The following is a 26,992-nucleotide window of genomic DNA, read 5'->3' on the forward strand; positions in this document are numbered from 1 at the left end:
CTGGGTTCCCGCCTTCGCGGGAATGACGGGTAACAAGGGCCCCACAGAGCAATTACTCCGCATGGATCAACAGCTAGTCATCCGAATCGTGGAAGCCGCCCTGCTGGCCTCCAACCAGCCGGTCACGCTGGCCCAGTTGCAGGCGCTGTTCCCCGAGGACCAGCCGGCGCCGGCCGACAGCGTCGAACAGGCGCTCGAAGCGCTGCGCGCGGGCGACGAGAATCGCGGCGTGGAACTGGTCGAGGTCGCCTCCGGCTTCCGCTTCCAGGTCAAGGCCGACGTCCACCCCTGGGTGGCCCGCTTGTGGACCGAACGCCAGACCCGCTACACCCGCGCCACCCTCGAGACCCTGGCGCTGATCGCCTACCGCCAGCCGATCACGCGCGGCGAGATCGAGCAGGTCCGCGGCGTGGCGGTCAACAGCAACATCATCAAGGCTCTGGAAGAGCGCGAGTGGATCCGCGTGGTTGGCCACCGCGACGTGCCCGGCAAGCCGGCACTGTTCGGTACCACGCGTGGCTTCCTCGACTATTTCGGCCTCAAGCGACTGGACGAGTTGCCGCCGCTGTCGGAACTCAAGGACATCGGCGAGCTGGAACCGCAGCTGCAGTTCGATGGCGCGCCGCCGGCGATCGCGGCCGGCGGGATTGCCGATCACGTCGACGACCACGTCGGCGATGACATCGGCGCGGACGAGGCCTCCAACTCCGACCTCGACATGGACGCAGCACACGGCGACGACGATCTGGCTGAAGAGCCCGGTGACGCCGCCATCGAAACAACCGAAGTCGGCAGTGAAGTCGCCGACCTCGAAGATTCCAACGAACAAGACACCGCCCCCATGGGCACCCCCGATGCCGCGCCGGGAATGCGCGCGGCGGACGTGAACGATCCCGAGCAAGACATACACGCCGTCGAGACGACGACCGTTCCGGAAGACACAGACGAGGCCGAGATGGCCGAGTCGGAGCAATACAGACATGACTGAAGAAAAGAGCCGCAAGCTCACCCTCAAGCGCATCACCGACACCACCGGCGAAGCGCCGCGGCTGGAAGAGCGCCTGCACAAGGTCCTGGCCCAGGCCGGCCTGGGCTCGCGCCGGGCGCTGGAACAGCGCATCGCCGACGGCCTGGTGAAGGTCAACGGTGAGACCGCGCAGGTCGGGATGAGCGTCAAGAGCGGCGACAAGATCGAGCTCGACGGACGCCAGTTCGTCGCCAGCGCGCTGACCGATCCCTCGCGCGTGCTGATGTACAACAAGCCCGAAGGCGAAGTCACCACGCGTGAAGACCCCGAAGGTCGTCCGACCATTTTCGAGGCCCTGCCCGCCCTCAAGGGCGCGCGCTGGATCGCGATCGGCCGCCTCGACATCAACACCACCGGCCTGCTTCTGCTGAGCACCGACGGTGAACTCGCCAACGCGCTGATGCACCCGTCGTTCGAAGTCGAACGCGAGTACGTCTGCCGCGTGCGCGCGCCGGAAGGCCAGGACGTGGTTCCCGACAACATCGTCGACCGCCTCGCCCGTGGCGTCGCACTGGAAGACGGTCCGGCCAAGTTCGACGAGATCGAACGCATCGGCGGCACCGATTCGCACGACTGGTTCCGCGTCGTGGTCAAGGAAGGCCGCAACCGCGAAGTGCGCCGCCTGTGGGAATCGCAGGGTTGCCAGGTCAGCCGCCTCAAGCGCGTGCGCTACGGCGACGTCGCGCTGCCGCGCGAGCTGCTGCGTGGCCAGTCGCGCGAACTCGCGTCGGATGCGGTCGAAGCGCTGCGCGGCAAGCTCGGCCTCGAGGACGGCGCGCCGTCGTCGCTGACGCTGCAGCCGGTCATCGGCCAGCGCAAGGCGACCAAGGCCACCATCGACCTCACCGGTCGCGCCCGTTCCAATGGCTATGTCGGCGGCCACAACACCGCCGATGAAGGCCGCGAGCTGCGTCGCTTCGACCACGTCCGCGAGGATCGCGGCGGTCGTGGCCGCGGCGGTCCGCGCAAGCACGGCGGCCTGACGGTCAGCGGCGAAGCCGCAGCGAACCAGTCGCAGAAGCCGTTCAAGCAGCGCAAGGAAAAGGGTCCCAAGCCGTTGCCCGATGGCAATCCGGCCGCGTTCCGCACCTGGTACGTGCCGGACGGTGTCAGCACCGGTCCGAGTGGACATCGCAATCCCGACGGTCGCGGCAAGGGTCCCGGCCAGGGTCGCCCGCAGGGCGGTCGCCCCGGCGGCGGCGGTGGCCGTCCCGGTGGCGGTGGCCGTCCGGGTGGCGGTGCAGGCGGCTACGGCGGCGAGCGTTCCGGTGGCTTCGGCGGCGAAGGCCGCGGCGGCTTCGGCGAGCGCGGCCCGCGTCGCGAAGGCGGCGGTGGCGGCGGCCAGGGTCAAGGCCAGGGTCAGCGCAGCTCGCGTCCGTACGGGCATCCGGGCAACGCCCCGAGCTTCCCGTCCGACCACGCCAATCCGGGCAGCTTCAATCCGTACGGCGACAAGCCGCGCGCCCCGCGTCCGGCTGGCGGTCGCCCCGGTGGCGGTGGTCGCCCGGGTGGCGGCGGTCCGGGTGGTCCCGGCGGTCGTCCCGGCGGCGCAGGCCGTCCGGCCGGCGGCCCGCGTCCTGGCGGTCCGCGCGGTGGCGGACGCCCGGGTGGCGGTCGCGGTCCGCGCGGCGGCGCTTGACGGCAATCGGCACTGAACGAGTGAAATGACAAAGGGCGCTTCGGCGCCCTTTGTTTTTCCTGACGAGCAAGGCTGCCTACGCCCGCCCTTGCCCGCCCTTGTCCATCAACTGTTGCAGCAGATCCATGGGCAGCGGGAAAACAATCGTCGAGCTCTTCTCGCCGGCGATCTCGGTCAACGTCTGCAGGTAGCGCAACTGGATCGCGCGCGGATCGCCGCCCAGCAGCCGCCCCGCTTCGACCAGCATCGCGGCGGCCTGCGCCTCGCCTTCGGCATGGATCACCTTCGCCCGACGCACGCGCTCGGCTTCGGCCTGGCGCGCGATCGCGCGGACCATGGTCTCGTTGAGGTCGACCCGCTTGATCTCGACATTGGCGACCTTGATGCCCCACGCATCGGTCTGGCTGTCGAGGATGTTGCGGATGTCGTCGTTGAGCTTCTCCCGCTCGGCCAGCATCTCGTCGAGCTCATGCTGCCCCAGCACCGAGCGCAACGTTGTCTGCGCAAGCTGGCTGGTGGCTTCGTAGAAATGCTCGACGTTGATGATCGCCTTCTGCGGGTCGACCACTCGGAAGTACACCACCGCGTTGACCTGCACCGAGACATTGTCGCGCGAGATCACGTCCTGTGGCGGCACGTCCATCACCACGGTGCGCAGGTCCACGCGCACCATCTGTTGCACGATCGGTATCAGCAGGATCAACCCGGGTCCCTTGACCTTCCAGAAGCGGCCGAGCTGGAACACGACGCCGCGCTCGTATTCACGCAGCACCTTGACCGCGGTGATCAGGATCACCGCCAGCAGCACGACCACCGGGAAGTACATGGCCATGTACATGCAAGCTCTCCTTCAGTCAGACGCAGGTGTGTCGTTCTCGGGTGCGACCTGCAGCACCAGTCCGTCCAGCGCCAGCACGCGCACCGCCTGGCCGCCCCGCACCGGCACGGCCGACCGCGCCTGCCACTGTTCGCCACGGATGCGCACTTGCCCGCGTCCGTCGAAGTCACGCATGGCTACCGCCAGGTGGCCGATCATTTCTTCGCGGCCGCTGACCACCGGCCGTCGTCGCGCACGCGCGGCCAGCCACACCATGCCCATGAACCCCAGCGCGCTGGCGATCGCTATCCCGGCAATGAGCCCGCCGGGTACGCCGAATCCGGGCACCTGTGTGTCGAACAGGATCAGCGAGCCGGCCACCAGCGCGACCACGCCACCGACGCCGGCCGCACCCAGGCTGGGCACCGCGAACTCGATGGCGATCAGCGCAACCCCGAGCACGATCAATGCAACCCCGGCGTAATTGACCGGCAGAACCTGCAGCCCGTAGGCGGCCAGCAGCAGGCAGATCGCACCGACCATGCCGGGCAGGATCGCGCCGGGGCTGTAGCCCTCGAACACCAGCCCGTACAGACCGATCAACAGCAGCACATACGCCACCGTCGGTTCGGTCAGCACCGCCAGCAAGCGTGCGCGCCAGTCCGGGGTCACCACCGTCACCGGCTGCCCGGCAAGGTCAAGCATCACTTCGCGCTGCGCCAGCCGGACCCTGCGACCGTGGGCCTGCCGCAGCAACTCGTCGACGTTGCCGGCAACGATCTCGATCACGCCCTGCGACAGCGCCTGCGATGCCGTCAGCGTCGCGGCGTCGCGCACGGCGGCTTCGGCGAACTCGCCGTTGCGTCCGCGCAGTTCGGCAAGACTGCGCAGGTAGCCGGCGGCATCATTGATCACCTTTCGCGACATCGCGTCGCGCGGCTCGCGCCGTGGCGACGGCGTGGCCGTGGGTGCGCCTGGCGGCTGGTTGCGCGGGTCGGCCGCCTCGTCCGGCTCCTTCTCCGGCGCGCCTGCGGGTCCGCCTCCACCCATCGACACCGGCGTGGCCGCACCGAGCGACGTCGCCGGCGCCATGGCTGCCAGATGGCAGGCATAGAGGATGTAGGTGCCGGCACTCGCCGCGCGCGCGCCTTCCGGTGCGACCCAGGCGATCACGGGCACCGGCGATGCAAGGATCGCCTGGTTGATGTCGCGCGTGGCCGCATCGAGCCCACCTGGGGTGTCGATCCGCAGCACCACGGCGCGGGCACCGTCGTCGCTGGCGCGCTTGAGCCCGCTGCGAAGGTAGTCGCGGGTGGCCGGGCCTATACCGCCCTTGATGTCGAGCAGCAGCACGCCTGCCGATGGCGTCGGTGCCGGCTGCGCATGCACCGCCAGCGCCGCCAGCAGTACTGCGCAGGCAATCATCCACATCCGGAAGTGCACGTTCATGAGTGCGCCGCAGGGCGTGCCAGGCGCCCGCCGTGGTACGAGTTAACTCCACCGCGCGTTAAGGAAACGGAATCGCTGCGACGGCGATCTCAGCGCAGCAGGTTCGGCTGCGATTCGTACCACTGCTTGGCCTTGATCATGTGGAAATCGCGCTGACCGTTGTTGACCGCCACCGCGCAGCTGAGCACACCCCAGTTCGCATAGAGGCTGCCGACACGGCTCTTGCCCTTCAGGCGCAGCCGGGCCTTGAGTTCGTAGCGCTGGTTGCTCGCTTCGACCCGGTCGAGCACCAGCACGTCGTCCTTCCACTGCACGTTGGCGCTGACCTGGGCCTGGCCGGAATCGATCATCTTGAAGACCCACTTCGGGTAGTCGCGCTTGCGCGAGAACAGCGCCAGCAGGAACCCGACATCCTTCATGGCGACGTTGGCGCGGCCGCTGACCGTGGCCGGTTTGTCCCAGTCCATGCGCGCCCGCTGCAGGTCGATCCGCGCCCACCAGCCGCTGCGCGACTCGCCACCGGGCTCGGTGAAGCTCATGTTGTTCAACGCCACACGCGTGCCGTCGATGTTGAAGTTGTGGCCGCTCAGGTCGGCGCGACGCAGTTGCGTGTTGACGTCGACGTTGCCGCGCAGGGCGATGCCGGCGAAGTGCAGTTGCGTGCCGCTGCCCTTGACCCGCACCACGCCGGTGCCGACCGCACCGGCTCCGTCGAGTGTCAGGTCGCCGCTGACCGTACCGGCGCCGCCATCGAAGCGCATGTGCTCCACGGGCAGGTAGCGGTTGTAGGTGCGCAGGTCGGGAACGCGCGCGTCAACGAACACCAGGTGCGCCCGCAGTGCATCGCGCACTTCCTTCATCGCACCGGGCTGCTTCAGCTTGTCGCGCTCCAGCCCCGAAACGGTCTGCAGGTCCAGGCGCAGGTTCTGCCCTTCCACGTAGGGGCGGTCGGGCGCGTCTTCGGCTGCCATGTTGAAGTGTTCCATGACCAGCGCCAGCTGCGGCAGCAGCTCGTCGCCGTCGCCCGCATCAAGTCGGCCGTCGGCCCGCGCGCGGCCCTGGATGCGGCTGCCCATGACGTGCGCGACGGCATCGACTTCCGGGATGCCGATGCGGCTGCCTGCGGCAACCTTGCCCTCGACCACCTGCACGTCGGCGTCGACCGCGCCGGAACCGTCCAGCACCAGCCACGGTGCGTTGAACATGCTGCCCAGCCAGCGCAGCGAGGAGAATTCCCAGCGCCCCACCACATGGCCGGATGCGCGTGGCAGCGCCGCCTTGAAGTCCTGGAAGGGAACCTGCGTGCCGCGAAGGCGAAGATCGGCGTCGAGATACAGCGCCTTGCCCTCGTGCGCCGGTACGTTGGCCTTGACCACGATGTCGCGATCGACGTCGATGAGGAAATCCATCGCGCTTTCGCGAGGCCGGCCGGCGATATCGGTGCCGGTGACCGGCATGTGCCAGCGAAGCTCGCTGCCGGGCTTGAGCGAACCGCGCGCGAACGCCAGCTTCGCATGCGCACGCCCCTGCCCGGGCACGGTGGAGACCGTGGTCTTTCCGTTGGGGTCTGTGACGGTCTTCAGGGCCGCGGTGAGGCCATCGAGGTTGAGCTCGGCATCGGTCATCAGCAGTTTGCGAATGCCTGGCGCCTGCGCCCGCGTATGCCGGGCGATCGCGAACTTCGCGTCGATGCGGGCATCGTGCAGCATCGTGTCGCCCTTGTAGGACAGCCGCGCCTTGTCGAAATGCGCGGTCGATGGCATCAGCTCGAGCGCACCGCCGCGCAGCTGCTTGTAGAAGCCCACTTCGGCGCTGCCCGGCCCCTGCAGCTCAAGGCCGGCGAAGTGCCCGGACTTGATCGAGCGGGTGTGGATGCGATCGAAGCGCAGCACCCAGCCGCCGGGCCGCGGTTGCGGCGGCGGCTTGCGCACCTGGAGCAGGTCGGCGCCACCACTGACGTCGAACGCCTCGACGTCCGGTACGCGGACCTCTTTGTGCAGCAGCGGCAGGATGTCCACGCTGCCTTTCGCCTTGCCGGCCTGCACGGCCCACTTCGTCCGCGCGACCTGGCCTTTCATGGCGACGTCCCACACCGTCACCCTGCCCGGCCACAGGGTCAGGCCAGGCCCCCAATGGATCTCGAACTTTTCCGGTTTGCGATTGGCGACCCACGGCCCCAACGGCGTGTTGAGGAACACGTTGCCGAGCAGTACGTAGGCGGCGTACACGATCAGCAGGCCAAGGCCGATGCGCCTGATCCACGGGCGCGCGCCCGCCGGGAGCCGATTCCAGTACGCGCGCATCTGGCTGTTCCATGGGGCGCTGTTCATGCGCCGGAGCTTAGCCAAGCGCCTGTGAGAATCGGCATCACGCGGGCATGCGTGACTGCCGACCGGCAGTGATCGCAACTAGTGCCGGGTGAGGTGAACCACCCGCGGGTGCACCAGCCGCTCGAAATCCTGCCAGCCCATCCGCATCACCTCACGGTGATTGCCGGCGTTGAAGGCGATACGCGCGTCCTCGGGAAGCGTGTCGGCGGCGTACACCTCCATGCCATAGAGGTTGCCGAACGGCGGCATGGCGCCGACCTCGCATTCGGGGAAGCGGTCCTTGAAATCGGATTCGCTGGCGAGGGCGACTTCACGCGCGCCGCTTACCTGTCGCAGGCTGGCAAGGTCGAGCCATTCGCTCGATGGAATCACCGCCATCGCCAGCTTGCCGTCGAGCCGGACCATGACCGTCTTGGCCATTTCGCGCTGGTCGATGTGGGCGCTGGCCGCGGTGGCCTGGGCAGTGAATGCGTGCGGGTGCGTCATCGTGTCGTACGGGACGCGATTGGAATGCAGGAACTGTTCTAGTCGTGGCGATGACATGGCCTGGGCTCCCTGATGGCGGAGCCGGCACGGCTGGTCCGGTGGCAGCGGGCGCGTCGCGCCGGCGTCCTTGTCGAAGCTGAAGACCGCGCACTCGTGCGCGGCAGGCGCAGTGTAATCCCTGCCGCCCCCTCCCGTTCCCGGGAGAGGGCGGTGATGCGACTCAGCCGGCCGGGGGAGCGGTGTTCTGCATCGCTACGCCGGCGTAGTCGACAACCAGCGAGACACGGCGGTTGTCGCGGCCGGCATCGCCGATGGCGCCTGCGCGGACCTGGCGGTTCTGGTCTTCGCCGTAGCTGACTGCGCGGACCTGCTGGGCGCCCAGGCCGGAGCTGACCAGGTAGTCACGCACCGCCTGCGCACGCTGCAGGCCGAGGCGACGGTTCGCAACCGCCGAACCGGCCGGGTCAGTGAAGCCTTCGATGGTGATCAGCGCGTCGGAATGGTTGTCCTTGATCACGCGGGCGAAGTCGTCGAGAAACGGCTTGTCTTCTTCATTGAGCGAGGCGTCGCCAGTGGCGAAGTGCGCTCCGGTTTCCACACGCACGCGTCCCGCGAGCTGGGTGACCAGTGCATCGTGCTTCTGCGAGAGCGAGTCGATCTGCGACTGCAGCTTCTGGTCGGTGGCGCGAAGGTCGGCAACAGTGCTGTCGAACTCGTCGCGCTTGATGTAGCTGGAGCAACCGGCCAGGGTGGCGGCGCTCAGGGCGACGACGAGGCCGGCATTGCGGAAGGTGCGGGTAACCATGACATGTCTCCTTCAATATCCATGCGCGATGCATGCGCACGGGAAATGCGTGCAGGACCGGGGGAAGTCGCTGCAGCCCGAATGGAACGATTCTTGATTTTCTGTGCGCGGGGCGCGCGGTGGTGGCTAGTCAGCGTTGATGGTGGAGCTGTATCAATGTCATAGCCAACGTTAATGAGGCGTTGCCTGAACACGCGATGGAGCGCCGTCGATCGCGAACGTGTGCACAGTTCAGCGATGTCAATATTGCGCTGCGGTCCTTCGTATCAGCTCGGTTCACGAAAAACCGCGCGACGCCGCGACGCATTGCCATTCGCCGGCGCGCGATTCCGCGTGCCGGCGACGGTTCATCTCAAGCCGTTCATCTCAGCTCGAACGAATCGCCGTCGAGCATGGCCGGGAAGCGCTCGCGGTGCGCGGCAAGTTCCGCGGCAAGCAAGGTTGTGGTGACCACCACTTCCTCGTCGGTGCATTCGCTGAGCGGATGGCCGAGGAAATCGATCACCGCGCTGTCGCCGGCGTAGTGCAGGCCGTTGCCATCGGTGCCGACGCGGTTGACCGCGGCGACATAGCTGAGGTTCTCGATCGCGCGAGCCCGCAGTAGCGTCTTCCACGGATAGCTGCGCGCCGACGGCCAGTTGGCGACGTAGGTCAGCAGGTCGTAGTCGAGCTGGCCAGGGCGCTCCACATCGAAACGGTTGCGCGAGAACACCGGGAAGCGCAGGTCGTAGCAGACCAGCGGGCAGATACGCCAACCCTTCCACTCCAGCACCAGCCGGTCGCGGCCGGCGGCGTAGCGCTCGTGCTCGCGCGCATAACGGAACAGATGGCGCTTGTCGTAGGTGCTCAGTGCGCCGTCGGGCGTGGCGAACAGCAGGCGGTTGAACACGCCCTCGTCCGTGCGCAGTTGCACGCTGCCCATCACTGCAGCGTCGAGCTTGCGCGCCTGTGCGCCGATCCACGCCACGGTCGGGCCGTCCATGCCTTCGGCATTGCCGATGGCATCGTTGGAGAATCCGCTGGTGAAGGTTTCGGGAAGGATCACCAGGTCGGTGGTGCCGTGCAGTGGTGCGATCAGGCGGCCGTAATAGTCACGGTTGCCGGCCGGGTCGTGCCAGCGGGTTTCGCCCTGGACCAGCGATACCCGCAGGTCGTTCGTCGGTGCCTGGCTCATAGCTTCTGCAGCCTTTCGATTGCCGCGTCCAGGGTCGCCTCGTTCTTGGCGAAGCACAGGCGGGCAAGCCGCTGGCCCTGCGGCGGCGTTTCGTAGAACGGCGACAGCGGAATCGCGGCAACGCCCTTCCCGGTGGTGAGCCAGCGGCAGAACGCGGCATCGTCCAGGTCGCTCACCGCCGAGTAGTCGACCAGCTGGAAATAGCCACCCGGCACCGGCAACGGCTTCAGGCGAGTGGTCAACAGCTGCTCGCGGAAGCGGTCGCGCTTGGCCTGGTAGAACGCGCCGAGCTGCTCGTAGTGTTCCGGCTCGGCCTCGATCATTTCGGCGAAGGCCCACTGTGCCGGGGCGAAGGTGCAGAAGGTGTTGTACTGGTGCACCTTGCGCAGCTCGGCCGACAGTGCCGGCGGTGCGATGCAGTAGCCGACTTTCCAGCCGGTGCAGTGGTAGGTCTTGCCGAAGCTGGATACGACGAATGCGCGCTCGCGCAGTTCGCGATAGCGCAGCACCGACTCGTGGACGCGGCCGTCGAAGACGATGTGCTCGTATACCTCGTCCGACAGCAGCAGGACGTCGGTGCCGCGCAGCAGTGCGGTCAGCTGCTCGATATCGTCGCCGTCGAACATGGCGCCGGACGGGTTGTGCGGCGAGTTGATCATCAGCAGCCGCGTCTTGTCCGTCACCGCCGCGCGCACCAGGGCCCAGTCCGGGGCGAACGTGGCCGGATCCAGCGGCACGTGCACGGCGCGGCCACCGGCCAGGTCGATCGCCGGTTCGTAGCAGTCGTAGCAGGGGTCGAGCACGATCACTTCGTCGCCGGGGCGCACCACGGCGGCAATCGCGTCGAAGATCGCCTCGCTGGCGCCGGAAGCGACCGTGACCTCGGTATCGGCATCGGGCCGGTGGCCGTAGCAGCGCTCGGTCTTGGCGGCGATGGCCTGGCGCAGGGCCGGGATGCCGGTCATCGGCGCGTACTGGTTGTGGCCGTCGCGCATGGCGCGGTCCAGGGCCTCGATCAGGCGCTCGGGCACGGCAAAGTCAGGGAAGCCCTGGCCCAGGTTCACGGCCTTGTGCTCGACCGCGAGCTGGGACATCACGGTAAAGATGGTGGTGCCGACCTTCGGCAGCTTGGTTTGCAGGGTCATCGGTGGGGGCTTGCTCGCAAGAGGCTGGACAACAGGGAAACCGTCGAGGCGGACAAGTGTAAGGATGCGCGCCTGGCGGCGTTATGACGAGTGGTCATCACCCCATCGGCCCGGCGGGCTTGGCGCTGCCATGCGATTGCACTGTCGCGTGGCCACACTCACACTGCGCGCCATGCGCGAGCTGCGGATCGTCAATGCCGTCGAACTGGCCATCGCCTACGCTGCCGCGGAGTACGTGGTGGTGCTCGACGGAGACGCCCTGCCGCTGCGGGTCGGCCTGCCGGCCAGCGACCTGGAAGCGTACTGGCCCGCCTCGCGCTACGCCTTCATCACCGCCTGGAACCCGGCCTCGCAGCCGCGTTCGGAGTCGGCCAACCAAGCCGCCGACGCGCTATTGGTGAACCAGCTCGATGCCGCCGGCGCAGTCCGCCACCCCGCCTGGGCGCAGGACCCGACCGGGCACTGGCGCGAACCGGGCTGGCTGCTGGGCGGCATCGACGAAGCCGAACTGCTGCGCCTTGCGCTCGAGTTCGGCCAGGCCGCGGTCCTGGCCTGGCAGCCCGGCGAACCGGTTCGCCTGCGGATGCTGATGCCCAGGCCGCCCGCGCCTGCTTCGGCGGCGCCGGTGGACCATACCGACTGGGTCACCGGCTGAGTCCCCGGGCTGACAGTCGCAGCCCGCCCATCCCGGGCGGAAGACCGCCGGCTACCCCCGCCCGACGCCGACAAACCGGTCCCCCGGCGACTCGCATAAACTGACGCCTTCGCGGCCACCGGGCCGCAGCCTCCCAGCCGATGACGCCAACCGACCGACCTGCTCCGCCGCTGCTCGCAGCCCGCGGCTTACGCTTTGCGCGCAACGACGAGCCCGTGTTCGGCCCGCTCGACTTCAGTGTCGACGCCGGCGAGGCACTGCTGGTCCAGGGCGACAACGGCGCCGGCAAGACCACCTTGCTGCGGGTCTTGGCGGGCCTGCTGCGCGCCGACGAGGGTGAAGTCGACCTCGACGGCCAGCCGGCCGGCACCGCCCGGCGCGCCCGCGCCATTGCCTACCTCAGCCATCTGCCCGGGCTGAAGGCGGACCTGAGCGCGCTGGAGAACCTCAATTTCCTGTGCGGCCTGCACGGCCGCCGCCGCGCCCAGTTGCCGGGCAATGCCCTGGCCATCGTCGGTCTCGCCGGCTTCCAGGACACTCTGGCCCGCCAGCTCTCGGCCGGGCAGAAGAAGCGCCTCAGCCTGGCGCGCCTGTGGATGTCCCCGGCGCCGTTGTGGCTGCTCGACGAACCCTACGCCAACCTGGACCTGGACGGCATCGAGCTGGTCAACCGCATGGTCCAGGCGCACCTGCGCGAGGGCGGGGCCGCCCTGGTGACCACCCACGGCGCCTACGCCGCACCGCCGGTGCGCACGCGGATGCTGGTGATGGCCAAGGGAGGCATGCAATGAGCGCCCAGACCGCCACCCTCGCCGGTGCCGCCCGCGCCCTGCTCGCGCGCGACCTGCGCCTGCTCTGGCGGCGCCGCGGCGATGCGCTGCAGCCGGCGCTGTTCGCCCTGCTCGTGATCGTGCTGTTCGCCCTCGCCCTGGGTGGCGAGAAACTGGCGCTGGCCAAGGTCGCCGGCGCGGTGCTGTGGCTGGCGATGCTGCTGGCCGGGCTGCTATCGCTCGACACCCTGTTCCGCGGCGATGCCGAGGACGGCTCGCTGGAACAGTGGATGCTCGCGCCGGTGCCGCTGGCCTGGCTGGTCGCGGTGCGCACCTTCATGCACTGGGCCACCAGCGCGCTGCCGCTGCTGATCGCCACCCCGTTCCTGGCCGAGCTGCTGTACCTGCCACGCGAGCAGTTGCCGGTGCTGCTGGCCTCGCTCGCGCTGGGCACGCCGCTGCTGAGCCTGCTGGGCGCGGTGGTGGCGGCGCTGACGGTCGGAATGCGGCGCTCCGGTATACTTGTCGCGTTGCTGGCGCTGCCGCTGTACGTGCCCGTACTGGTGTTCGGCGCCGGCAGCGTGGCTGCCGCGGCGCAGGGGCTCAATCCCGTCGGCGCGCTGCTGTTGCTGGGCGCGGGCCTGGCCGTGGCGCTGGTACTGGCACCGGTTGCCGCCGCCGCGGCGATACGGATTGCGCTCAGCTAGTCACCAGACTGTTGAGCCAGATCAAATGCCGCGCCCCGGCCCCGTCCTTTAATGTCCGCCGCGACCCACTGCCGCAACCATCGCCGCAACCACTGCTCCCCCACGCCAGCAACCGGACCGCGGTCCGCAAGCAGGCCGAGAACACGATGAATCCGATCGTCCGCTGGTTCCACAAACTCGGTTCACCGCCCTACTTCGACCGCTTCGCCGCGCGCTGGGCACCCTGGGGCTACGGCCTGGGACTGCTGGTCATGGCCTGGGGCCTGTACGGCGCGCTGTTCCAGGTGCCGGCCGATTACCAGCAGGGCGACAGCTTCCGCATCCTCTACATCCACGTGCCCAGCGCCTGGATGAGCATGGCCGTGTTTGGACTCATGGCCATCTACGCGGCGATCGCGCTGATCTGGCGGATCAAGCTGTGCGAGGTCCTGGCGATGGCCTGCGCGCCGATCGGCGCCGCCTTCACCCTGATCACGCTGTTGACCGGTTCGATCTGGGGCAAGCCGATGTGGGGCACGTGGTGGGACTGGGACCCGCGCCTGACCACCGAACTGATCCTGCTGTTCCTGTATCTGGGCGTGATCGGCCTGTACAACGCCATCGACGACCGCCGCGCCGCTGCGCGCGCCGCCGGCCTGCTGGCGATCGTCGGCGTGGTGCTGCTGCCGGTGATCCGCTACTCGGTGGTGTGGTGGAACTCGCTGCACCAGGGCCAGACCATCAGCATCTTCGGCCAGTCCAAGATGGACTCGAGCATGTACGCGCCGCTGATCTGGATGATCGTGGGCACCAAGCTGTGGTTCGTCGGTGCGCTGCTCACGCGCGCCCGCGCCGACAACCTGCGTCGCGAAAGCGGCAAGGGCTGGGTCGCCGAACTGGCCCGGGGGAAGGCGCGATGAGCTACCTGAACTACGTGATTGCCGCCTACGCGGTGTTCGTGATCGTGCTGGGCTGGGACTTCGTCGCCACGCACCTGCAGATCCGCCGCGAACTGCGTGGCGCGCGCCTGCGTGCCGAACGCGAAGCCGCGCGCCCTGGCAAGGGCAGCGCGACCAATGAACTGATTCGATGAGTGCCTGTTCGATGAGAGCGTATCCATGAACCCTGTACGTCGCCGCCGCCTGCTTTGGGTCATCGCGCTGGTCGTGGCCGCAGGCCTCGCCGCCACGCTGGTGGCCATGGCCCTGCAGCGCAACATCGCCTACCTGTACACGCCCAGCGAAGTGCTTCGCGGCGAAGCCGGCGGGCAGGCGCGGTTCCGTCTTGGCGGCATGGTCGCGGCCGATTCCTTCACGCGCGCACCCGGTTCGCTGGAAGCGCACTTCAAGGTCAGCGATGGGGACGCGCTGATGCCGGTGGTCTATACCGGCATCCTGCCCGACCTGTTCCGCGAGAAGCAGGCCGTGGTCGCCACCGGCCGCATGCGCGGCGACACCTTCGTCGCCGAGCAGATCCTCGCCAAGCACGACGAGACCTACATGCCCAAGGAAGTCGCCGACAAGATGGGCATGGCGCACAAGAAGCACGACGTGCCGCCGCCTGCGGCAGGTTCGGCGCAATGACGACGACACTGCATTGCCGGGTGAGGGCACGCCATGCTCGCTGAAATCGGCCAGATCACCCTGATCCTCGCCCTGCTGGTGTCGCTGCTGCAGGCGGCACTGCCGCTGGCCGGCGCGCAGCGCGGCATCGGCAGCTGGATGGCGGTGGCGCGCCCGGCCGCGTACGCGCAGCTGGTACTCATCGCCATCGCCTTCGTCATCCTCAGCCACGCCTTCGTCACCCAGGACTTCTCGCTGCTCTACGTCGCCGAGAACAGCAACTCGCTGCTGCCGTTGATGTACCGCTACACCGCGGTGTGGGGCGCGCACGAGGGTTCGCTGCTGTTGTGGGCACTGATCCTGGCGTTGTGGACCGGCGCGGTCGCGCTGTTCTCCAAGGCATTGCCCGAGCAGGTCATCGCGCGCGTGCTCGGCGTGATGGGCCTGGTCAGCACCGGCTTCCTCGCCTTCCTGATCTTCACCAGCAACCCGTTCCAGCGCCTGTTGCCTGCCGCCGCCGAAGGCCGCGACCTCAACCCGCTGCTGCAGGACCCGGGCATGATCATCCACCCGCCCATGCTGTATCTGGGCTACGTGGGGTTCGCGGTGCCGTTCGCGTTCGCGATCGCGGCCCTGCTCGACGGCCGCATCGACGCACGCTGGCTGCGCTGGACGCGGCCGTGGACCAATGTCGCCTGGGCCTTTCTGACCTTCGGCATCGCGCTGGGTTCGTGGTGGGCCTATTACGAGCTTGGCTGGGGTGGCTGGTGGTTCTGGGATCCGGTCGAGAACGCCAGCTTCATGCCGTGGCTCGCCGGCGCTGCGTTGCTGCACTCGCAGGCGGTGACCGAGAAGCGCGGCAACTTCCGTGGCTGGACGCTGCTGCTGGCCATCGCCACGTTCTCGCTGTCGCTGCTGGGCACCTTCCTGGTGCGTTCGGGCGTGGTGACCAGCGTGCACGCGTTCGCGGCCGATCCGGCGCGCGGCTTGTTCATCCTGATATTCCTCGGCATCGTCATCGGCGGCTCGCTGGTGCTGTATGCACTGCGCGCGCCCTCGGCCGAAGACGGCGGCAGCAAACCCTTCGAGGTCAATTCGCGCGAGACGTTGCTGCTGGCCAACAACCTGCTGCTGACCACCGCCTGCGCGATGGTGTTGCTCGGCACCTTGTATCCGCTGCTTGCCGATGCGCTGGAACTGGGCAAGATTTCGGTGGGCCCGCCCTACTTTGCGCTGATGTTCACGCTGCTGATGGCGCCGCTGGTGGCGCTGCTGCCGTTTGGTCCGGTCACGCGCTGGCAGCGTGAGCAGGTGTCCAGGCCGCTGGCGATGCTGCTGCCGTGGGCGGCGTTGGCGCTGGTGCTGGGCGTGATCGCCTACTTCTTCGCACCGCAGGGTCCGTGGAAGGTGGCTGCCGGCGTGTTCGGCGCGGCATGGGTGCTGTTCGGCACGATCCGTTTCGTCGTCACGCGCCTGCGCAGCCAGGGCAGCGGCTCGCGCTTCACCGCCGAGATGCTCGGCATGACCCTGGCCCACTTCGGCGTCGCCGTGTTCCTGATCGGCGCCCTGCTGGTCGAAGGGCTGAGCCAGCAGCGCGAACTCGCCGTCGCACCGGGGCAGACCGTGGAGCTGGGTCGCTACGCGTTCCGCTTCGACGGCGTCGCCCATTCGCAGGGCCCGAACTACGAAGCCGACCGCGGCACGGTCACCGTCTTCGCGAACCAGCGCCAGCTGACCGTGATGCACCCGGAGAAGCGCACGTACGCCAGCGGCGGCCAGGTCATGACCGAAGCGGCCATCGACAACGGCGTCACCCGCGATCTCTATGTCGCGCTGGGCGAGCCGCTGGGCGACGGCGCCTGGGCCGTGCGCGTGCACGTCAAGCCGTTTGTCCGCTGGATCTGGGCGGGCGCGCTGCTGATGATGCTCGGCGGCCTGGTGACGGCGACGGACAGGCGTTTCCGCCGGACCAGCACCGCGACTGATCCGGCCGTCGCACGCCCGGCTGCGGGAAATCCGGCGGTCGCCGCTGCAACCGTCGCCCACCCGAGTCCGGAGCCCGCACGATGAGCGAACCGTCACCGCAGCCACGCAGGTCCACGATGCGCTGGGTGCCGTTGCTGATCGTCGCCGCGCTGGGCGTACTGCTCTTTGCAGGTGTCATGCTCAGCCGCAACCCGAACCGCGAGGCGCTGCCGTCGCCGCTGATCGGCAAGCCCGCGCCCGCCTTCCGCCTGCCGGTGCTGCACGAAGCCGGCCGCGCCGTGTCGTCGGAAGAACTGCGCGGTTCCCCGTACCTGCTCAATGTCTGGGGCAGCTGGTGCCCGGCCTGCCGCGAAGAGCACCCGGTGCTGACGCGCTTCGCCGAAAGCAAGCGCCTGCGCGTGATCGGCTTCAACTGGAAAGACGAACACGCCGACGCGATGCGCTGGCTGGAGCAGTTCGGCAATCCGTATTTCATGGTCCTGGTCGACTACGACGGCAAGGTTGCCATTGACTGGGGCATCTATGGCGCACCGGAAACGTTCCTGGTCGACGGCAAGGGCATCGTGCGCTGGAAGTACGTCGGCCCGCTGACCGATGAGGTGATCCGCGACGAGCTGCTGCCGAAGCTGGCCGAGATCGAAAAGGGCGCGCGATGAGCAGAACGCGCGATCAGCAGCGTGCCGTCATTCGCGGCAATGGCGGGAACTTTAAGCTCGCGCTGCTGCTGTGCGTCGCGCTGGTGCTCTCCTCCTTCAGCGCATTCGCCCAGCCCGCCACCGACCCTGCCCCGCTCAAGTTCCAGTCCGCGACGGAAGAGCAGCGTTTCCACGCGCTCGTCAGCGAACTGCGCTGCGTGATGTGCCAGAACCAGTCGCTGGCCGATTCCAACGCGCAGATCGCCGTCGACCTGCGCCGCGAAGTGCTGGAACTGATGCGACAGGGCAAGGACGACCACCAGATCAAGCAGTTCCTGGTCGACCGCTACGGCGAGTTCGTGCTCTACCGGCCGCAGGTTGAATCCAAGACATGGTTGCTGTGGTTCGGCCCGGCGCTGGTGCTGCTGGCCGGCGGCGTGGTCGTGGCCGGCGCGGTGCGCAAGCGCCGCCAGGCGCCAACCCCGCCCACAGGCAACGACGGCAACGAAGAGCAGGAGTGGTAATGGTCGGTTTCGTGATTGCCGGCCTCGTGCTGGCCGTGCTGGTGCTGGCCTATGTGCTTCGCCCCCTGTGGCAGGCGCGACCGATCGCCGGATTCGCGGTGATTGCCGGCCTGTCGCTGGCCACCGGACTGGTCTATTTCGCCATCGGCACGCCGGCCGCGCTGGACGTGGCGCAGCGTCGCGCGCCCGAAACGCTCGGTGACGCCATCACCCAGCTGCAGGCCGAGCTCAAGCGCGACCCCAACCAGGTCGAAGGCTGGCGCCTGCTGGCCCGCGCCCACGTCGCCGAAGGCGAACCGGTGAAGGCACGCGACGCGCTGATGCGCGCGCTCAAGCTGATGCCCGACGACCCCGACCTGCTGGCCGAAGCCGCCGAAATGCGCGCGATCGCCGCACTGGGTCGACAGTTCGATGCCGAGGGCGTGGCGATGCTGCAACATGCGCTGCAACAACAGCCCATGCACCAGCGCGCACGCTGGTTCCTCGGCATCGCCCAGCGCCAGGCCAAGCAACCGGCGGAAGCGGCCCGCACCTGGGAGCCGTTGCTGGCCCTGGTCGACGGACGCACCGGCGAGAGCCTGCGCGAGCAGATCAACGCCGCCCGCGGTGAAGCCGGCCTGCCGCCGTTGCCGCCTGCCGCCGCTTCGGCGCAGACCGCCAGCGCCGGCCTCAAGGTGAAGGTGGCGCTGGCGCCGGCATTGCTGGCGAAACTGCCGGCCAACGCGAGCCTGTTCGTCATCGCGCGCCAGCCCGGCGGCCCGCCGATGCCGGTTGCGGTGGAAAAGCTGGCGGCGGCGAAGTTCCCGGTCGAGGTCACGCTCGACGACGGCGACAGCCCGATGCCGACGATGAAGCTTTCGCAGCTTGATCGCGTCGAAGTGCTGGCGCGCGTCTCGGCCAGCGGCAACGCGATTCCGCAGGCGGGCGACTTCGAAGCCGTCGCCAAGCCTGCCGGCAAGGATGCGGGCACGATCGAACTGCTGATCGACCAGGTTCGCCCATGACGGAATTCATCCCGCCCGGTACCCGCTGGTTCGACCTGCCCACGCCGTTTCCGATGAAGCGTGGCGGTGCACTCAACCATGCCCGCGTCGCCTACGAAACCTGGGGCACGCTCAATGCCGCCCGCGACAACGCCGTGCTGATCGTCACCGGCCTGTCGCCCGATGCCCACGCGGCCAGCAACGGAGGCAACGCCGAACCGGGCTGGTGGGAACAGATGCTCGGCCCGGGCAAGCCGATCGACAGCGATCGCTGGTTCGTCATCTGCGTCAATTCGCTGGGCAGTTGCAAAGGCTCGACCGGCCCGGCATCGATCAACCCCGACACCGGCGCGCCCTATCGGCTCGCGTTTCCCGACCTGTCGGTCGAGGACGGCGCGCACGCCGCCGCGCATGTCGTGCGCGAGCTGGGCATCGACAACCTCGCCTGCATCATCGGTAACTCGATGGGCGGCATGACCGCGCTGGCGTTCCTGCACCTGCATCCTGGCCTGGCGCGCAGCCACATCAACATCTCCGGCGCGGCCAAGGCGCTGCCGTTCTCCATCGCGATCCGCTCGCTGCAACGCGAAGCCATCCGCCTGGACCCGAACTGGAACCATGGCCAGTACGACGACGAGCGCTACCCGGAAGCGGGCATGCGCATGGCGCGCAAGCTCGGCGTGATCACCTACCGCTCCGCGCTGGAGTGGGACGGCCGCTTCGGCCGCGTGCGGCTGGACTCCGATCGCAGCGACGACGAGCCGTTCGGCCTGGAGTTCGAGGTCGAAAGCTACCTGGAAGGCCACGCCCGCCGTTTCGTGCGGCGTTTCGACCCCAACTGCTACCTCTACCTCAGCCGCTCGATGGACTGGTTCGATCTGGGCGAGTACTGCCCCGACCGCCACGGCAACGGCGATGCCGACACCCGCACCGGGCTGGCCAGCCTGCGCGTGGAGAAGGCGCTGGCGATAGGTGTCCACACCGACATCCTGTTCCCCCTGCAGCAACAGGAAGAGATCGCCGAAGGCCTGCGCGCCGGCGGCGCCGACTCGCGGTTCCTGCCGCTGCCGTCGCCACAGGGCCATGACGCGTTCCTGGTGGACATCGCGCGTTTCGGACCGGCCGTCGCCGACTTCCTGAACGGGCTTGGCTGAACGCCGCAGCGCGCCCGTACCGCCGTAGATTGATGCGGCGCAAGATTCGCTGCGCCGGGCGCGCGATAGAATTGCGCCATGACGATCACCGACGCACTGCCCGACCTCGATTTCCCCGGCCACGACAAGCTGGTCGCCGCCATCGATGCTGCCGTGGTGGCGGGCGATGAGCACGCCGTCACCGCGGCGCTGCGCACGACCCTGTGCGGCATGATCCGCGACCGCGACGTGCAGTTGCCTTCGTGCGTGCACGACGCGATCGACGACCACTACGCGCGCCGCGAGATCTACCGCAGCCCGCGCCTGGGCTACAGCGTCGTCGCCATGACCTGGGGTCCCGGCCAGGGCACGCCGGTGCATGACCACTGTGGCCTGTGGTGCGTGGAAGGCGTCTGGGACGGCGAACTGGAGATCACCCAGTACGAACTGCTCGAGCGCGACGGTGAGAATTTCCGGTTCCGCGCCGCCGGCGGCATGCACGCCGGTCCCGGCAGCGCCGGCAGCCTGATCCCGCCGCACGAGTACCACACCATCCGCAACGCCAGCCGCGAGTCGGTCGCCGTTTCGCTGCACATCTACAAGGCGCCGATGGAAGCGTGCTCGATGTTCGTCCCGAACGAAGGCGAATGGTTCGCGCGCGTCGCCAAGACGCTGCAGACCGACGAAGCGGCATAAGTCCTGGGCCCCTCCCCGCCCGCGGCCGCCCACAACCTGACCTCTGGCACTACATTGCAGGTTGAAACCCCCTAGGGTGAGCGCTTTCCGCCGGAGCCTCCCCCGATGCAGACCGACTTCGCCCTCGCCTCCCTGCACCACCTGCTGGTCTATGCCCTGATCGCGATGCTCGTCGGCGAATCGGTGCTGCTGCGCGGAGGCGTCGACCGCACGACCCTGCAGCGACTGGCCGGCCTCGACCGGGGCTACGGCATCTGCGCGATGTTGCTGATCGTGGTTGGCATCTGCCGCATCACCTTCGGCATCAAGGGCTACGACTTCTATCTGCACAACCCCTGGTTCCACGCCAAGATGACCGCCTTCGTGCTGGTCGGCCTGCTGTCGATCCTGCCGACGGTCCGCCTCCTGCGCTGGCGCAAGGCCCTGGCCGCCAACCCGTCGTTCCTCCCGGACGCCGCGGAGGTCGGCAAGCTGCGCGGCATCGTCCGCTTCGAGCTGATCCTGATCGCGGCGATCTTCGTGTTTGCCGCCGCCATGGCCCGCTACGGCGGGCTCTGAGCCGGCCCCCTGCTACCGGAGCGCGACGTCGGCTATACTGCGCGGCCGCGCCGGAATGGCGGAATCGGTAGACGCAGCGGACTCAAAATCCGCCACCGTTAAAAGTGTGTGGGTTCGAGTCCCACTTCCGGCATGCCGCGGCCTTCCAGAGGTCGCAACCCCTTGAAGGCCTTGAAATCAAGGCTTTCAGTGGGCACGATGGCCTAGCTGATGACCCAGCAAGTGACCTAACGTGCCCCCTTCGTATCTCAAGAAACGCGGCTCCACCTGGTACGTTCAAGTGCCAGTGCCGAAGCATGCTCAAGCCGTCATCGGCGCCAAGACTCTTCAACGCTCACTACGAACCGGGTGCGAGAAGACTGCGCACCGGGGGCGCCATAGCGTCATTGCAGAGTTCCACGGACAGATCGCGAGTGCTGGCAAGCCCGAGCCTCGGTGGGAAGCCGCGGACCTTGAGGCTTACGCTCGCCGGCTGGCTGCTGGCATCAGTGCAGGCACCGTCGATCGCGATCAGGCAGAGATCGACTTCGACGCCACCTTCGAAGGCTTCCTGACCCGGCGTGGGAAGGCGCTCCCCAAGGATGCGGAGGGCGACCCCATCCTGCCGCCCGCAGAACTGTCTCAGGTACGTCGCGCGCACACCATTCTAGGTGGAAGCGAAGCGGCGCTCTTGGACGTGGCGGTCTCGCGTTGGCTGGAACTTGAGGGCGCCAAGAAGATCACCCGCGGAGACCTGCAGGACAAGACCCGCTACCTCAGCATGCTGCGCGACTTCGTCGGCAGTGACGCTCGGCTCGTCGATGTGACCCGCCAGAAGGCAGTCGAGTTCGTGGACAGGGTGTTGACGCCGTGGGAGGTCACGCGGAAGACGAAGCTACGCGCGCTGCAGGTAATCGAGGGCTTCTTCATCGCAGCCGAACTGCGAGGACAGGCCGACACTAATCCCTTCACCAACGTCGGACGGCTCGTGCAAGACACGACAGCGGGTCGCAAGGCGCTGAACCGACGGAGTTGGAAACCTGAGGAAGTCCATCAGCTACTTCAGGCGATCCCGCCAACAGACAACGCATGGCCGTTCGTCGCGATCATGGCCTTCACCGGCATGCGCAACAACGAAGCAGCCGCGCTCCGCTGCGAGCATGTGGACCGTAACCGCTGGTCGTTCACCGTAGTCAAGTCGAAGAGCAAGGCTGGCACCGGGCGCGTTGTGCCGGTGCATCCCACTCTGCAGCCGATCGTGAAGCGTCTACTTGAGACATCCACAAACGGGTGGCTGGTTCCCGGCCTTGAGGCTTCCGGCGTGGACGGAAAGCGTTCGGTAACGATCTCCAAGCACGTCAACCGGATCAAGGATGACGTGCACCTGTCCGAGGACTTGGATCTCTACTCCTTCCGCCGCACCGTCATCACCCAGATGAAGCGAGCGGGCGTCGAAACGCTGCTGCGGAATCAGATCGTTGGCCACAAGGGAAGGCAAACCGTCGAGGAAGCTCACTACCTCGACCCCGAGACCCTGGAAGTTCGCCGCACTGCCCTCGATCATGTGACCTACGGGAGCAAAGTCGAGGCGCTCCTGACCGAGCGCGCTGACGATTTCATGTTCGTTCTGCCACCCAAGCGCAGATTGAAGCGTCATCCGTAGCGAGCACCTGCTCTGCCAGAGTTCACAGGAACATCAACGGCACCTGCAATGAGACATGCCAGCCGCCGCGCCCTCCCCCGTTCGGGCACCTGATGAACGCCTGTGGCAACCTCAAGGAAGCCAAGCAAGACGTTCCGCGAAGCGCACCCCCCTCTGACGAGGGGCGCTGCGCGTGAAGCGCCCCCGCGTCAGGGGTCGATCGTAGGCCACATGCTCTCGATCAGCTTGGCGTTGTCGGTGAGCAACTTGATGGTCCGTGCACGCCTCTTCTTCCCAGGGTGCAACACGCCAGTGAAGAGGTCGATGAACTCGAGCTGCTGAGGCTTGACCTCGACTCCGTTCTGCTCCAGAAGCCAGTGGGCAATCTCAAGCGTCATACGCGCGACCTCCGGATCGAGCTGCTCCGCCTTGAAGTTGAAGTAGATGAAGCGTTCCTCATCACCCTCGTAAGCGAAGAGGTCCGGCGACAGGCGCAACTCCACGCCTCCAAGCTCGGCACGGAATCGCTTCTGGATACCCAGGCGGAGACCACGCTTGGAGTGTTCGGATGACCAGAACGTCTCGATCACACGCATGCAATGCATTCGACGCGGCGCATGACCGATGCCCTGCAGCTGCCCGCGCGCCGCGTGGAGGCCCTCTGCGCCGTGCTCGAGGATCTCGCGGATGCCATGTCGAGCAACCTGATAGAAGGGTTGCCTGAAGACCTGCGGGGCCTGTTTGGGGTACTTCTGGTCGTGAAGAATCCGCATCTGGTCGAGCGCGGGCAGCCGCATGAACTGGGCGGCCGTACGGTCGGAGAGACGGGGCTTGGAGATCGGGGGAGTGAACTTAAGGACGGCGGTCATACGGGGCAGTCTTCCTTGTGCAACTAACGATCAAGGGGAGAGGTGGACTATCGGCCACCCCGGGCTTGCTCACTTCCCGCGACGAGGCTTCGTCGCCGACGGCTTCGGAACGACGATGCGTTCTTTCACCGTGGTCGACGGATGGCGCTCGGCGAAGGCGCGAGTTATGAACTCGCCCGACTTCGCGCTACGGTAGAGAGTGGTCTTCTTCACAGTCATGGCTGTCACCAGTGCGTTGTCGATGAAGCCGCAACGAACCCCCGTCGTGCGTCATGCGCGACGCGTCCGGGTAGGAGGGATGCCAGAGTGGATGACCTTCGCGGTTGCTTTGCGAACGTAAGGAACTGCGCCTATACTTCCGCGTCTGCCAAGACAGCAGCTGTAGAAGGCGATCCACCGGCCCGTTGCGGCTGAGATTTCCCTTCGAGTTCGGCTCCACCTCCTATCGCTGTGAGTTCCGAGAAGCCCCGCACGCCAATGCGGGGCTTTCTTTTTGGAACAGTCCGTGTCACCAGTATAGCTCGTTCAGTATCGCCTGCAAGCCTTGACACACAAGATGTTGCGTCTCAGCTGATGAGACACCACGAAATATTGTGTTTTTCCTGTGGATAACTTTCGGCGCACTGATCAATCCCCCGCCAAGCTCCGGCTTGCGCCTGCGGCCGTCATGTGGCTGTGGGGGCGATCTCGAGCGAAATCAAGGGGACGTGAAGACCGGGCTTGACGACGCCGGCGATTCAACCAGACTCGCCCAGGGGGAGTCGCTGATGCGACGGACTAAGGGGCACCTCGTGAAGATCAACGTGTTCGAAGGGGCGCGACGAATCGCGCTGTTGCTATCCATCGTTGCCACACTGATCGTCGTGGGGCTGGCTGTCGTGTTCGAGCCTTACGTCACTCGAAGCTACGTGGCCGACTCCCCCGATGCGCCGTTCGTGAAAACGGAATCATGCGACCTCGACGATGTGACCGTGTATGCCAACGCCGTTACGCCCGACGGAGTTGAGCCGTCTATTCGGCTTTGCATCCCGACGATGCCCTACGGTGATTACGGGCAGCGCATGTTCGCCGTGACGAAGACCGATAAGCGCATCAGCGTCGTTGATCGGTACGACGACAAGGCAGATGCCTACAAGCTTGCCCTCGAGCAGCGGTTCCGGCTCACCGCCGCCGACGCGGCAGAGATCGACTCCGAAGCATCGACACTGAAACGAGCGCGATGGACCGATTCGCTCATCGGCCTGGCTGTTGGCCTTGCGATCTTTTGGGCCTGCGTGTGGGCCATCGGTTGGATAGTGCGAGGATTCGCTGGTATCCCGCGCGGTCGCGACAATCGGCCGGAGTAGCTACGAGCCGCCGCCGTTTCCGGCGAAAATTTGTCCGGGCGGTTCAACAGAACCCATCCGTGCATTTCCCCCCGGGGGGGTACCCCACTACGTGCCTCCTTCTGCCTGACGTTCGGAGCGCGACATGGCGGGGTTGGGTATATGATCCGGCCTAACGTCCATTGCGCCGGTTCGTAAATGCCTCCACGCTTCGTCGCCTACTTCCGCGTGTCCACCGCTGCGCAGGGTCAATCTGGCCTCGGCCTTGAGGCTCAGAGATCAGCCTGCGAAGCGGCCGTTGCTGCTACCGGAGGGATTCTTCTGGACTCCTTCGAGGAGATCGGTAGCCGCGGCGATGCCAACCGCCCCGCTCTCGGGCGCGCCATGGCCTTCGCGAAGCTCACGCGGGCGACGCTGATTGCTGCGCGGCTCGATCGGTTCGGTGAGGGGCACGCGATCCTGGCAGCACTTGAGAAGTCTGGTGTTGAGTTCGCAGGTGCGGACGGACTCCATGACTCGGACCTCGTGAGAGCGATCAAGGCAGCCGTGTCGAAGGAGGAACGTCAGAAGATCAAGGCGCGCACCGTGGCAGCGCTCGCGGCGAAGCGTGAAGCGCTCGCGGCCCTGAATGCGGCGGACGGAGGGGGCCGGCGACTGGGCAATCCGAACGGAGCAGCAGCACTGCGTCGCGCCAGCAAGGGCAACCTCGCCTCGAACTCGGCCCAGATCGCGAAAGCAGAGGCTTTCGCCCTGACGGTGCGCCCCTACCTCCTGCCTCTGGAGGGGCTCTCGATGGCGAAGCAAGCCGCCGCCCTCAACGAGCGAGGCATCCTGACGCGAGCGGGGGGACGCTGGTACGCTGCGTCGGTAAAGTCCGTACGTGATCGACTCGCATCGTTGGACACTGCGCCACGCTGACCTGCCCTCGCTCCTTCCAATGTCCTCCCGCACCAGTACGATCACCGAAACTGCCTACGTCCGCCTACGCGGGTGGGGCCTTCCCCAAGCCCGAGCGGCAGCCTTGTGCAAGCCTGAGGCTGACTTCCAGGCTACAGGCGCCTTGGGCAAGCAGGCCCGCGCCCGCCTTGAAACCACAGTCCGTGAGCAGGCGGCGGCCGGGACGGTCGAACCACGTCCGAACAACTACGGTGCCGATGCGCTTGGGCAAGTTCGCTTCGGCTACTTCAGCGATGCCACGCTCCGGCACTACGCGGGTCTCGGCCCTGCCACATCAGAGGTCGAGAAGTACGTCTCGCGCGCTGCGAAGGAGAAGAAGTGCTCCAATGCGGCACTACAGACGGTGCTGCCCCGCTCTGAACTCGCCAGCATTGGGGATCAAGACGAGCACGCCCTTTCGCTGCCACCCAGAGCTAAGGCTACGTTGGCCGAGCACGCAAAGTCTGCAGACCTGTACTTCGACCGCTCCGTGCGGCACCGGGAGGCCGTAGGACCGCGGCAGGTACCCCTCGGGGTGCTCCTGACGGCCGCCTACGAGGCGAAGCTTGAGGGCCTCTGGGATCGGCGCCATCTCCGGGCGCGCGAGATTTTCGAGAAGGAGGACTCGACCGAGCTTTCGCCGCAGAAGCGCTCTCGCCTGCTTGAGCGGGCCTATGGAAGAGTCTTCGTGGATGAGCACAAGCTCGATCCACGACAGCGCCAGCGCCGGGCCAGCGAGATCGCCAAGAGGACCGACCACTACGCGGGAGACCCCAGATGGCGTGCCCATTGCACGACGCCGGAACTCCGGATGTCGCGCTCAGCCCTACCCGATCCCGATAAGGTAACGGCGAAGGTGAAGGGGAAGCCGGGCCGCCCACGGAAGAAGGGTCAGCGAGCGTCAACCAATCACCAGCCTCTAGAGATTCGCAACGAGATTCATCCCTTCCTTCTTGCGCTTGACGAGGCCGCGTTCTCTGAGTTCGACATGGACGACCGCGGTGCCGGCAGTGTTCACGCCGGCCTGGAAGATGAGGGCGAGGAGGAAGACGGGGAAATCAATGCCACGTCACCCCCGGACTTCGACATCTTCGACCACATGTCGATGGATGAGATCGAGGAGTTTTGCAGCGAAGGCGAGTCCACCTGAGAGCGTAGAGCGGCAATGCAATCGCACTGGG

27 protein-coding genes, 1 tRNA gene and 1 pseudogene are annotated in these 26,992 nt (G+C 67.1%); 20 read left to right on the forward strand and 9 right to left on the reverse strand.

Features of this window, described 5'->3' with window-relative positions; genetic code table 11:
• Positions 1-61: 61 nt before the first annotated feature.
• Positions 62-985, forward strand: a pseudogene (scpB, locus tag AB4Y64_RS01425) (SMC-Scp complex subunit ScpB); the annotation flags it as partial.
• A complete protein-coding gene (locus AB4Y64_RS01430) occupies positions 981-2,666 on the forward strand; it encodes a pseudouridine synthase (protein ID WP_441814676.1) in 1,686 nt (561 codons plus the stop codon). The pseudogene scpB and the gene AB4Y64_RS01430, both read left to right, overlap by 5 nt.
• 76 nt (positions 2,667-2,742) lie before the next feature.
• On the opposite strand, the gene AB4Y64_RS01435 is transcribed toward AB4Y64_RS01430, so the two are convergent.
• The 7 genes from AB4Y64_RS01435 to AB4Y64_RS01465 form a co-directional block, all read right to left on the reverse strand.
• Positions 2,743-3,504: a slipin family protein gene (locus AB4Y64_RS01435; protein WP_441814677.1), complete on the reverse strand. Its 762-nt coding sequence runs from the start codon at positions 3,502-3,504 to the stop codon at positions 2,743-2,745.
• Positions 3,505-3,516: 12 nt separating this feature from the next.
• Positions 3,517-4,932 carry an NfeD family protein gene (locus AB4Y64_RS01440; RefSeq protein WP_441814678.1) on the reverse strand — a complete coding sequence of 472 codons (1,416 nt, stop codon included), beginning with the start codon at positions 4,930-4,932 and terminating at the stop codon, positions 3,517-3,519.
• Between the two features lie 89 nt (positions 4,933-5,021).
• On the reverse strand, positions 5,022-7,262 hold the full coding sequence (locus tag AB4Y64_RS01445) for a hypothetical protein (RefSeq protein ID WP_441814679.1): 2,241 nt from the start codon (positions 7,260-7,262) through the stop codon (positions 5,022-5,024).
• 78 nt (positions 7,263-7,340) lie between these two features.
• Positions 7,341-7,805 carry an aminoacyl-tRNA deacylase gene (locus AB4Y64_RS01450; RefSeq protein WP_441814680.1) on the reverse strand — a complete coding sequence of 155 codons (465 nt, stop codon included), beginning with the start codon at positions 7,803-7,805 and terminating at the stop codon, positions 7,341-7,343.
• A 163-nt stretch (positions 7,806-7,968) separates the two neighbouring features.
• A complete protein-coding gene (locus AB4Y64_RS01455; RefSeq protein ID WP_441814681.1) occupies positions 7,969-8,553 on the reverse strand; it encodes an OmpA family protein in 585 nt (194 codons plus the stop codon).
• A 361-nt stretch (positions 8,554-8,914) separates the two neighbouring features.
• A complete protein-coding gene (locus AB4Y64_RS01460) occupies positions 8,915-9,727 on the reverse strand; it encodes an amidohydrolase (protein WP_441814682.1) in 813 nt (270 codons plus the stop codon).
• Positions 9,724-10,872, reverse strand: coding sequence for a pyridoxal phosphate-dependent aminotransferase (locus tag AB4Y64_RS01465; protein WP_441814683.1), 1,149 nt, complete (start codon positions 10,870-10,872; stop codon positions 9,724-9,726). Before AB4Y64_RS01465 ends, AB4Y64_RS01460 begins: the two co-directional genes overlap by 4 nt.
• Before the next feature lie 148 nt (positions 10,873-11,020).
• On the opposite strand from AB4Y64_RS01465, the gene AB4Y64_RS01470 reads away from it, so the two are divergent.
• The 15 genes from AB4Y64_RS01470 (at position 11,021) to AB4Y64_RS01540 (ending at position 22,702) form a co-directional block, all read left to right on the forward strand.
• The gene (locus tag AB4Y64_RS01470; protein WP_441814684.1) at positions 11,021-11,527 is read left to right on the forward strand and encodes a DUF3293 domain-containing protein; all 507 of its coding nucleotides are present in this window, start codon (positions 11,021-11,023) and stop codon (positions 11,525-11,527) included.
• Positions 11,528-11,667: 140 nt separating this feature from the next.
• Entirely contained in the window at positions 11,668-12,318 is a 651-nt protein-coding gene (gene ccmA, locus AB4Y64_RS01475; protein ID WP_441814685.1) for a heme ABC exporter ATP-binding protein CcmA, read from the forward strand.
• Positions 12,315-13,004, forward strand: coding sequence for a heme exporter protein CcmB (gene ccmB / locus AB4Y64_RS01480; RefSeq protein WP_441814686.1), 690 nt, complete (start codon positions 12,315-12,317; stop codon positions 13,002-13,004). The genes ccmA and ccmB overlap by 4 nt, the downstream gene beginning before the upstream one ends.
• A 146-nt stretch (positions 13,005-13,150) precedes the next feature.
• Positions 13,151-13,903, forward strand: a complete 753-nt coding sequence (gene ccmC, locus AB4Y64_RS01485; protein WP_441814687.1) for a heme ABC transporter permease CcmC — start codon at positions 13,151-13,153, stop codon at positions 13,901-13,903.
• Positions 13,900-14,076: a heme exporter protein CcmD gene (locus AB4Y64_RS01490; RefSeq protein ID WP_441814688.1), complete on the forward strand. Its 177-nt coding sequence runs from the start codon at positions 13,900-13,902 to the stop codon at positions 14,074-14,076. The genes ccmC and AB4Y64_RS01490 overlap by 4 nt, the downstream gene beginning before the upstream one ends.
• A gap of 25 nt (positions 14,077-14,101) precedes the next feature.
• On the forward strand, positions 14,102-14,566 hold the full coding sequence (gene ccmE / locus AB4Y64_RS01495) for a cytochrome c maturation protein CcmE (RefSeq protein ID WP_441814689.1): 465 nt from the start codon (positions 14,102-14,104) through the stop codon (positions 14,564-14,566).
• 33 nt (positions 14,567-14,599) lie between these two features.
• Positions 14,600-16,615, forward strand: coding sequence for a heme lyase CcmF/NrfE family subunit (locus tag AB4Y64_RS01500; RefSeq protein ID WP_441814690.1), 2,016 nt, complete (start codon positions 14,600-14,602; stop codon positions 16,613-16,615).
• On the forward strand, positions 16,612-17,187 hold the full coding sequence (locus AB4Y64_RS01505) for a DsbE family thiol:disulfide interchange protein (protein WP_441814691.1): 576 nt from the start codon (positions 16,612-16,614) through the stop codon (positions 17,185-17,187). The genes AB4Y64_RS01500 and AB4Y64_RS01505 overlap by 4 nt, the downstream gene beginning before the upstream one ends.
• 80 nt (positions 17,188-17,267) lie before the next feature.
• Positions 17,268-17,690 carry a cytochrome c-type biogenesis protein gene (locus AB4Y64_RS01510; RefSeq protein ID WP_441815204.1) on the forward strand — a complete coding sequence of 141 codons (423 nt, stop codon included), beginning with the start codon at positions 17,268-17,270 and terminating at the stop codon, positions 17,688-17,690.
• Complete coding sequence (locus AB4Y64_RS01515) at positions 17,690-18,694, forward strand: tetratricopeptide repeat protein (protein ID WP_441814692.1); 1,005 nt, start codon at positions 17,690-17,692, stop codon at positions 18,692-18,694. Before AB4Y64_RS01510 ends, AB4Y64_RS01515 begins: the two co-directional genes overlap by 1 nt.
• Entirely contained in the window at positions 18,691-19,827 is a 1,137-nt protein-coding gene (gene metX, locus AB4Y64_RS01520; protein ID WP_441814693.1) for a homoserine O-acetyltransferase MetX, read from the forward strand. Before AB4Y64_RS01515 ends, metX begins: the two co-directional genes overlap by 4 nt.
• Positions 19,828-19,905: 78 nt before the next feature.
• On the forward strand, positions 19,906-20,502 hold the full coding sequence (locus AB4Y64_RS01525) for a cysteine dioxygenase (protein WP_441814694.1): 597 nt from the start codon (positions 19,906-19,908) through the stop codon (positions 20,500-20,502).
• 105 nt (positions 20,503-20,607) lie between these two features.
• Positions 20,608-21,060: a DUF2214 family protein gene (locus tag AB4Y64_RS01530; RefSeq protein ID WP_441814695.1), complete on the forward strand. Its 453-nt coding sequence runs from the start codon at positions 20,608-20,610 to the stop codon at positions 21,058-21,060.
• A gap of 49 nt (positions 21,061-21,109) precedes the next feature.
• A tRNA-Leu gene (locus AB4Y64_RS01535) sits at positions 21,110-21,193 on the forward strand.
• A 99-nt stretch (positions 21,194-21,292) separates the two neighbouring features.
• On the forward strand, positions 21,293-22,702 hold the full coding sequence (locus AB4Y64_RS01540) for a DUF6538 domain-containing protein (RefSeq protein WP_441814696.1): 1,410 nt from the start codon (positions 21,293-21,295) through the stop codon (positions 22,700-22,702).
• Between the two features lie 188 nt (positions 22,703-22,890).
• On the opposite strand, the gene AB4Y64_RS01545 is transcribed toward AB4Y64_RS01540, so the two are convergent.
• A complete protein-coding gene (locus tag AB4Y64_RS01545; protein ID WP_441814697.1) occupies positions 22,891-23,550 on the reverse strand; it encodes a hypothetical protein in 660 nt (219 codons plus the stop codon).
• A 69-nt stretch (positions 23,551-23,619) separates the two neighbouring features.
• The gene (locus AB4Y64_RS01550; RefSeq protein WP_441814698.1) at positions 23,620-23,769 is read right to left on the reverse strand and encodes a hypothetical protein; all 150 of its coding nucleotides are present in this window, start codon (positions 23,767-23,769) and stop codon (positions 23,620-23,622) included.
• A 572-nt stretch (positions 23,770-24,341) separates the two neighbouring features.
• On the opposite strand from AB4Y64_RS01550, the gene AB4Y64_RS01555 reads away from it, so the two are divergent.
• The 3 genes from AB4Y64_RS01555 (at position 24,342) to AB4Y64_RS01565 (ending at position 26,961) form a co-directional block, all read left to right on the forward strand.
• Positions 24,342-24,896, forward strand: coding sequence for a hypothetical protein (locus AB4Y64_RS01555; protein WP_441814699.1), 555 nt, complete (start codon positions 24,342-24,344; stop codon positions 24,894-24,896).
• 177 nt (positions 24,897-25,073) lie between these two features.
• Entirely contained in the window at positions 25,074-25,793 is a 720-nt protein-coding gene (locus AB4Y64_RS01560) for a recombinase family protein (RefSeq protein ID WP_441814700.1), read from the forward strand.
• Positions 25,794-25,935: 142 nt separating this feature from the next.
• On the forward strand, positions 25,936-26,961 hold the full coding sequence (locus AB4Y64_RS01565; RefSeq protein WP_441814701.1) for a hypothetical protein: 1,026 nt from the start codon (positions 25,936-25,938) through the stop codon (positions 26,959-26,961).
• Positions 26,962-26,992 lie beyond the last annotated feature (31 nt).

Source organism: Lysobacter sp. TAF61 (assembly GCF_052113485.1).
In the GTDB taxonomy this organism is placed as follows: domain Bacteria; phylum Pseudomonadota; class Gammaproteobacteria; order Xanthomonadales; family Xanthomonadaceae; genus Lysobacter_J.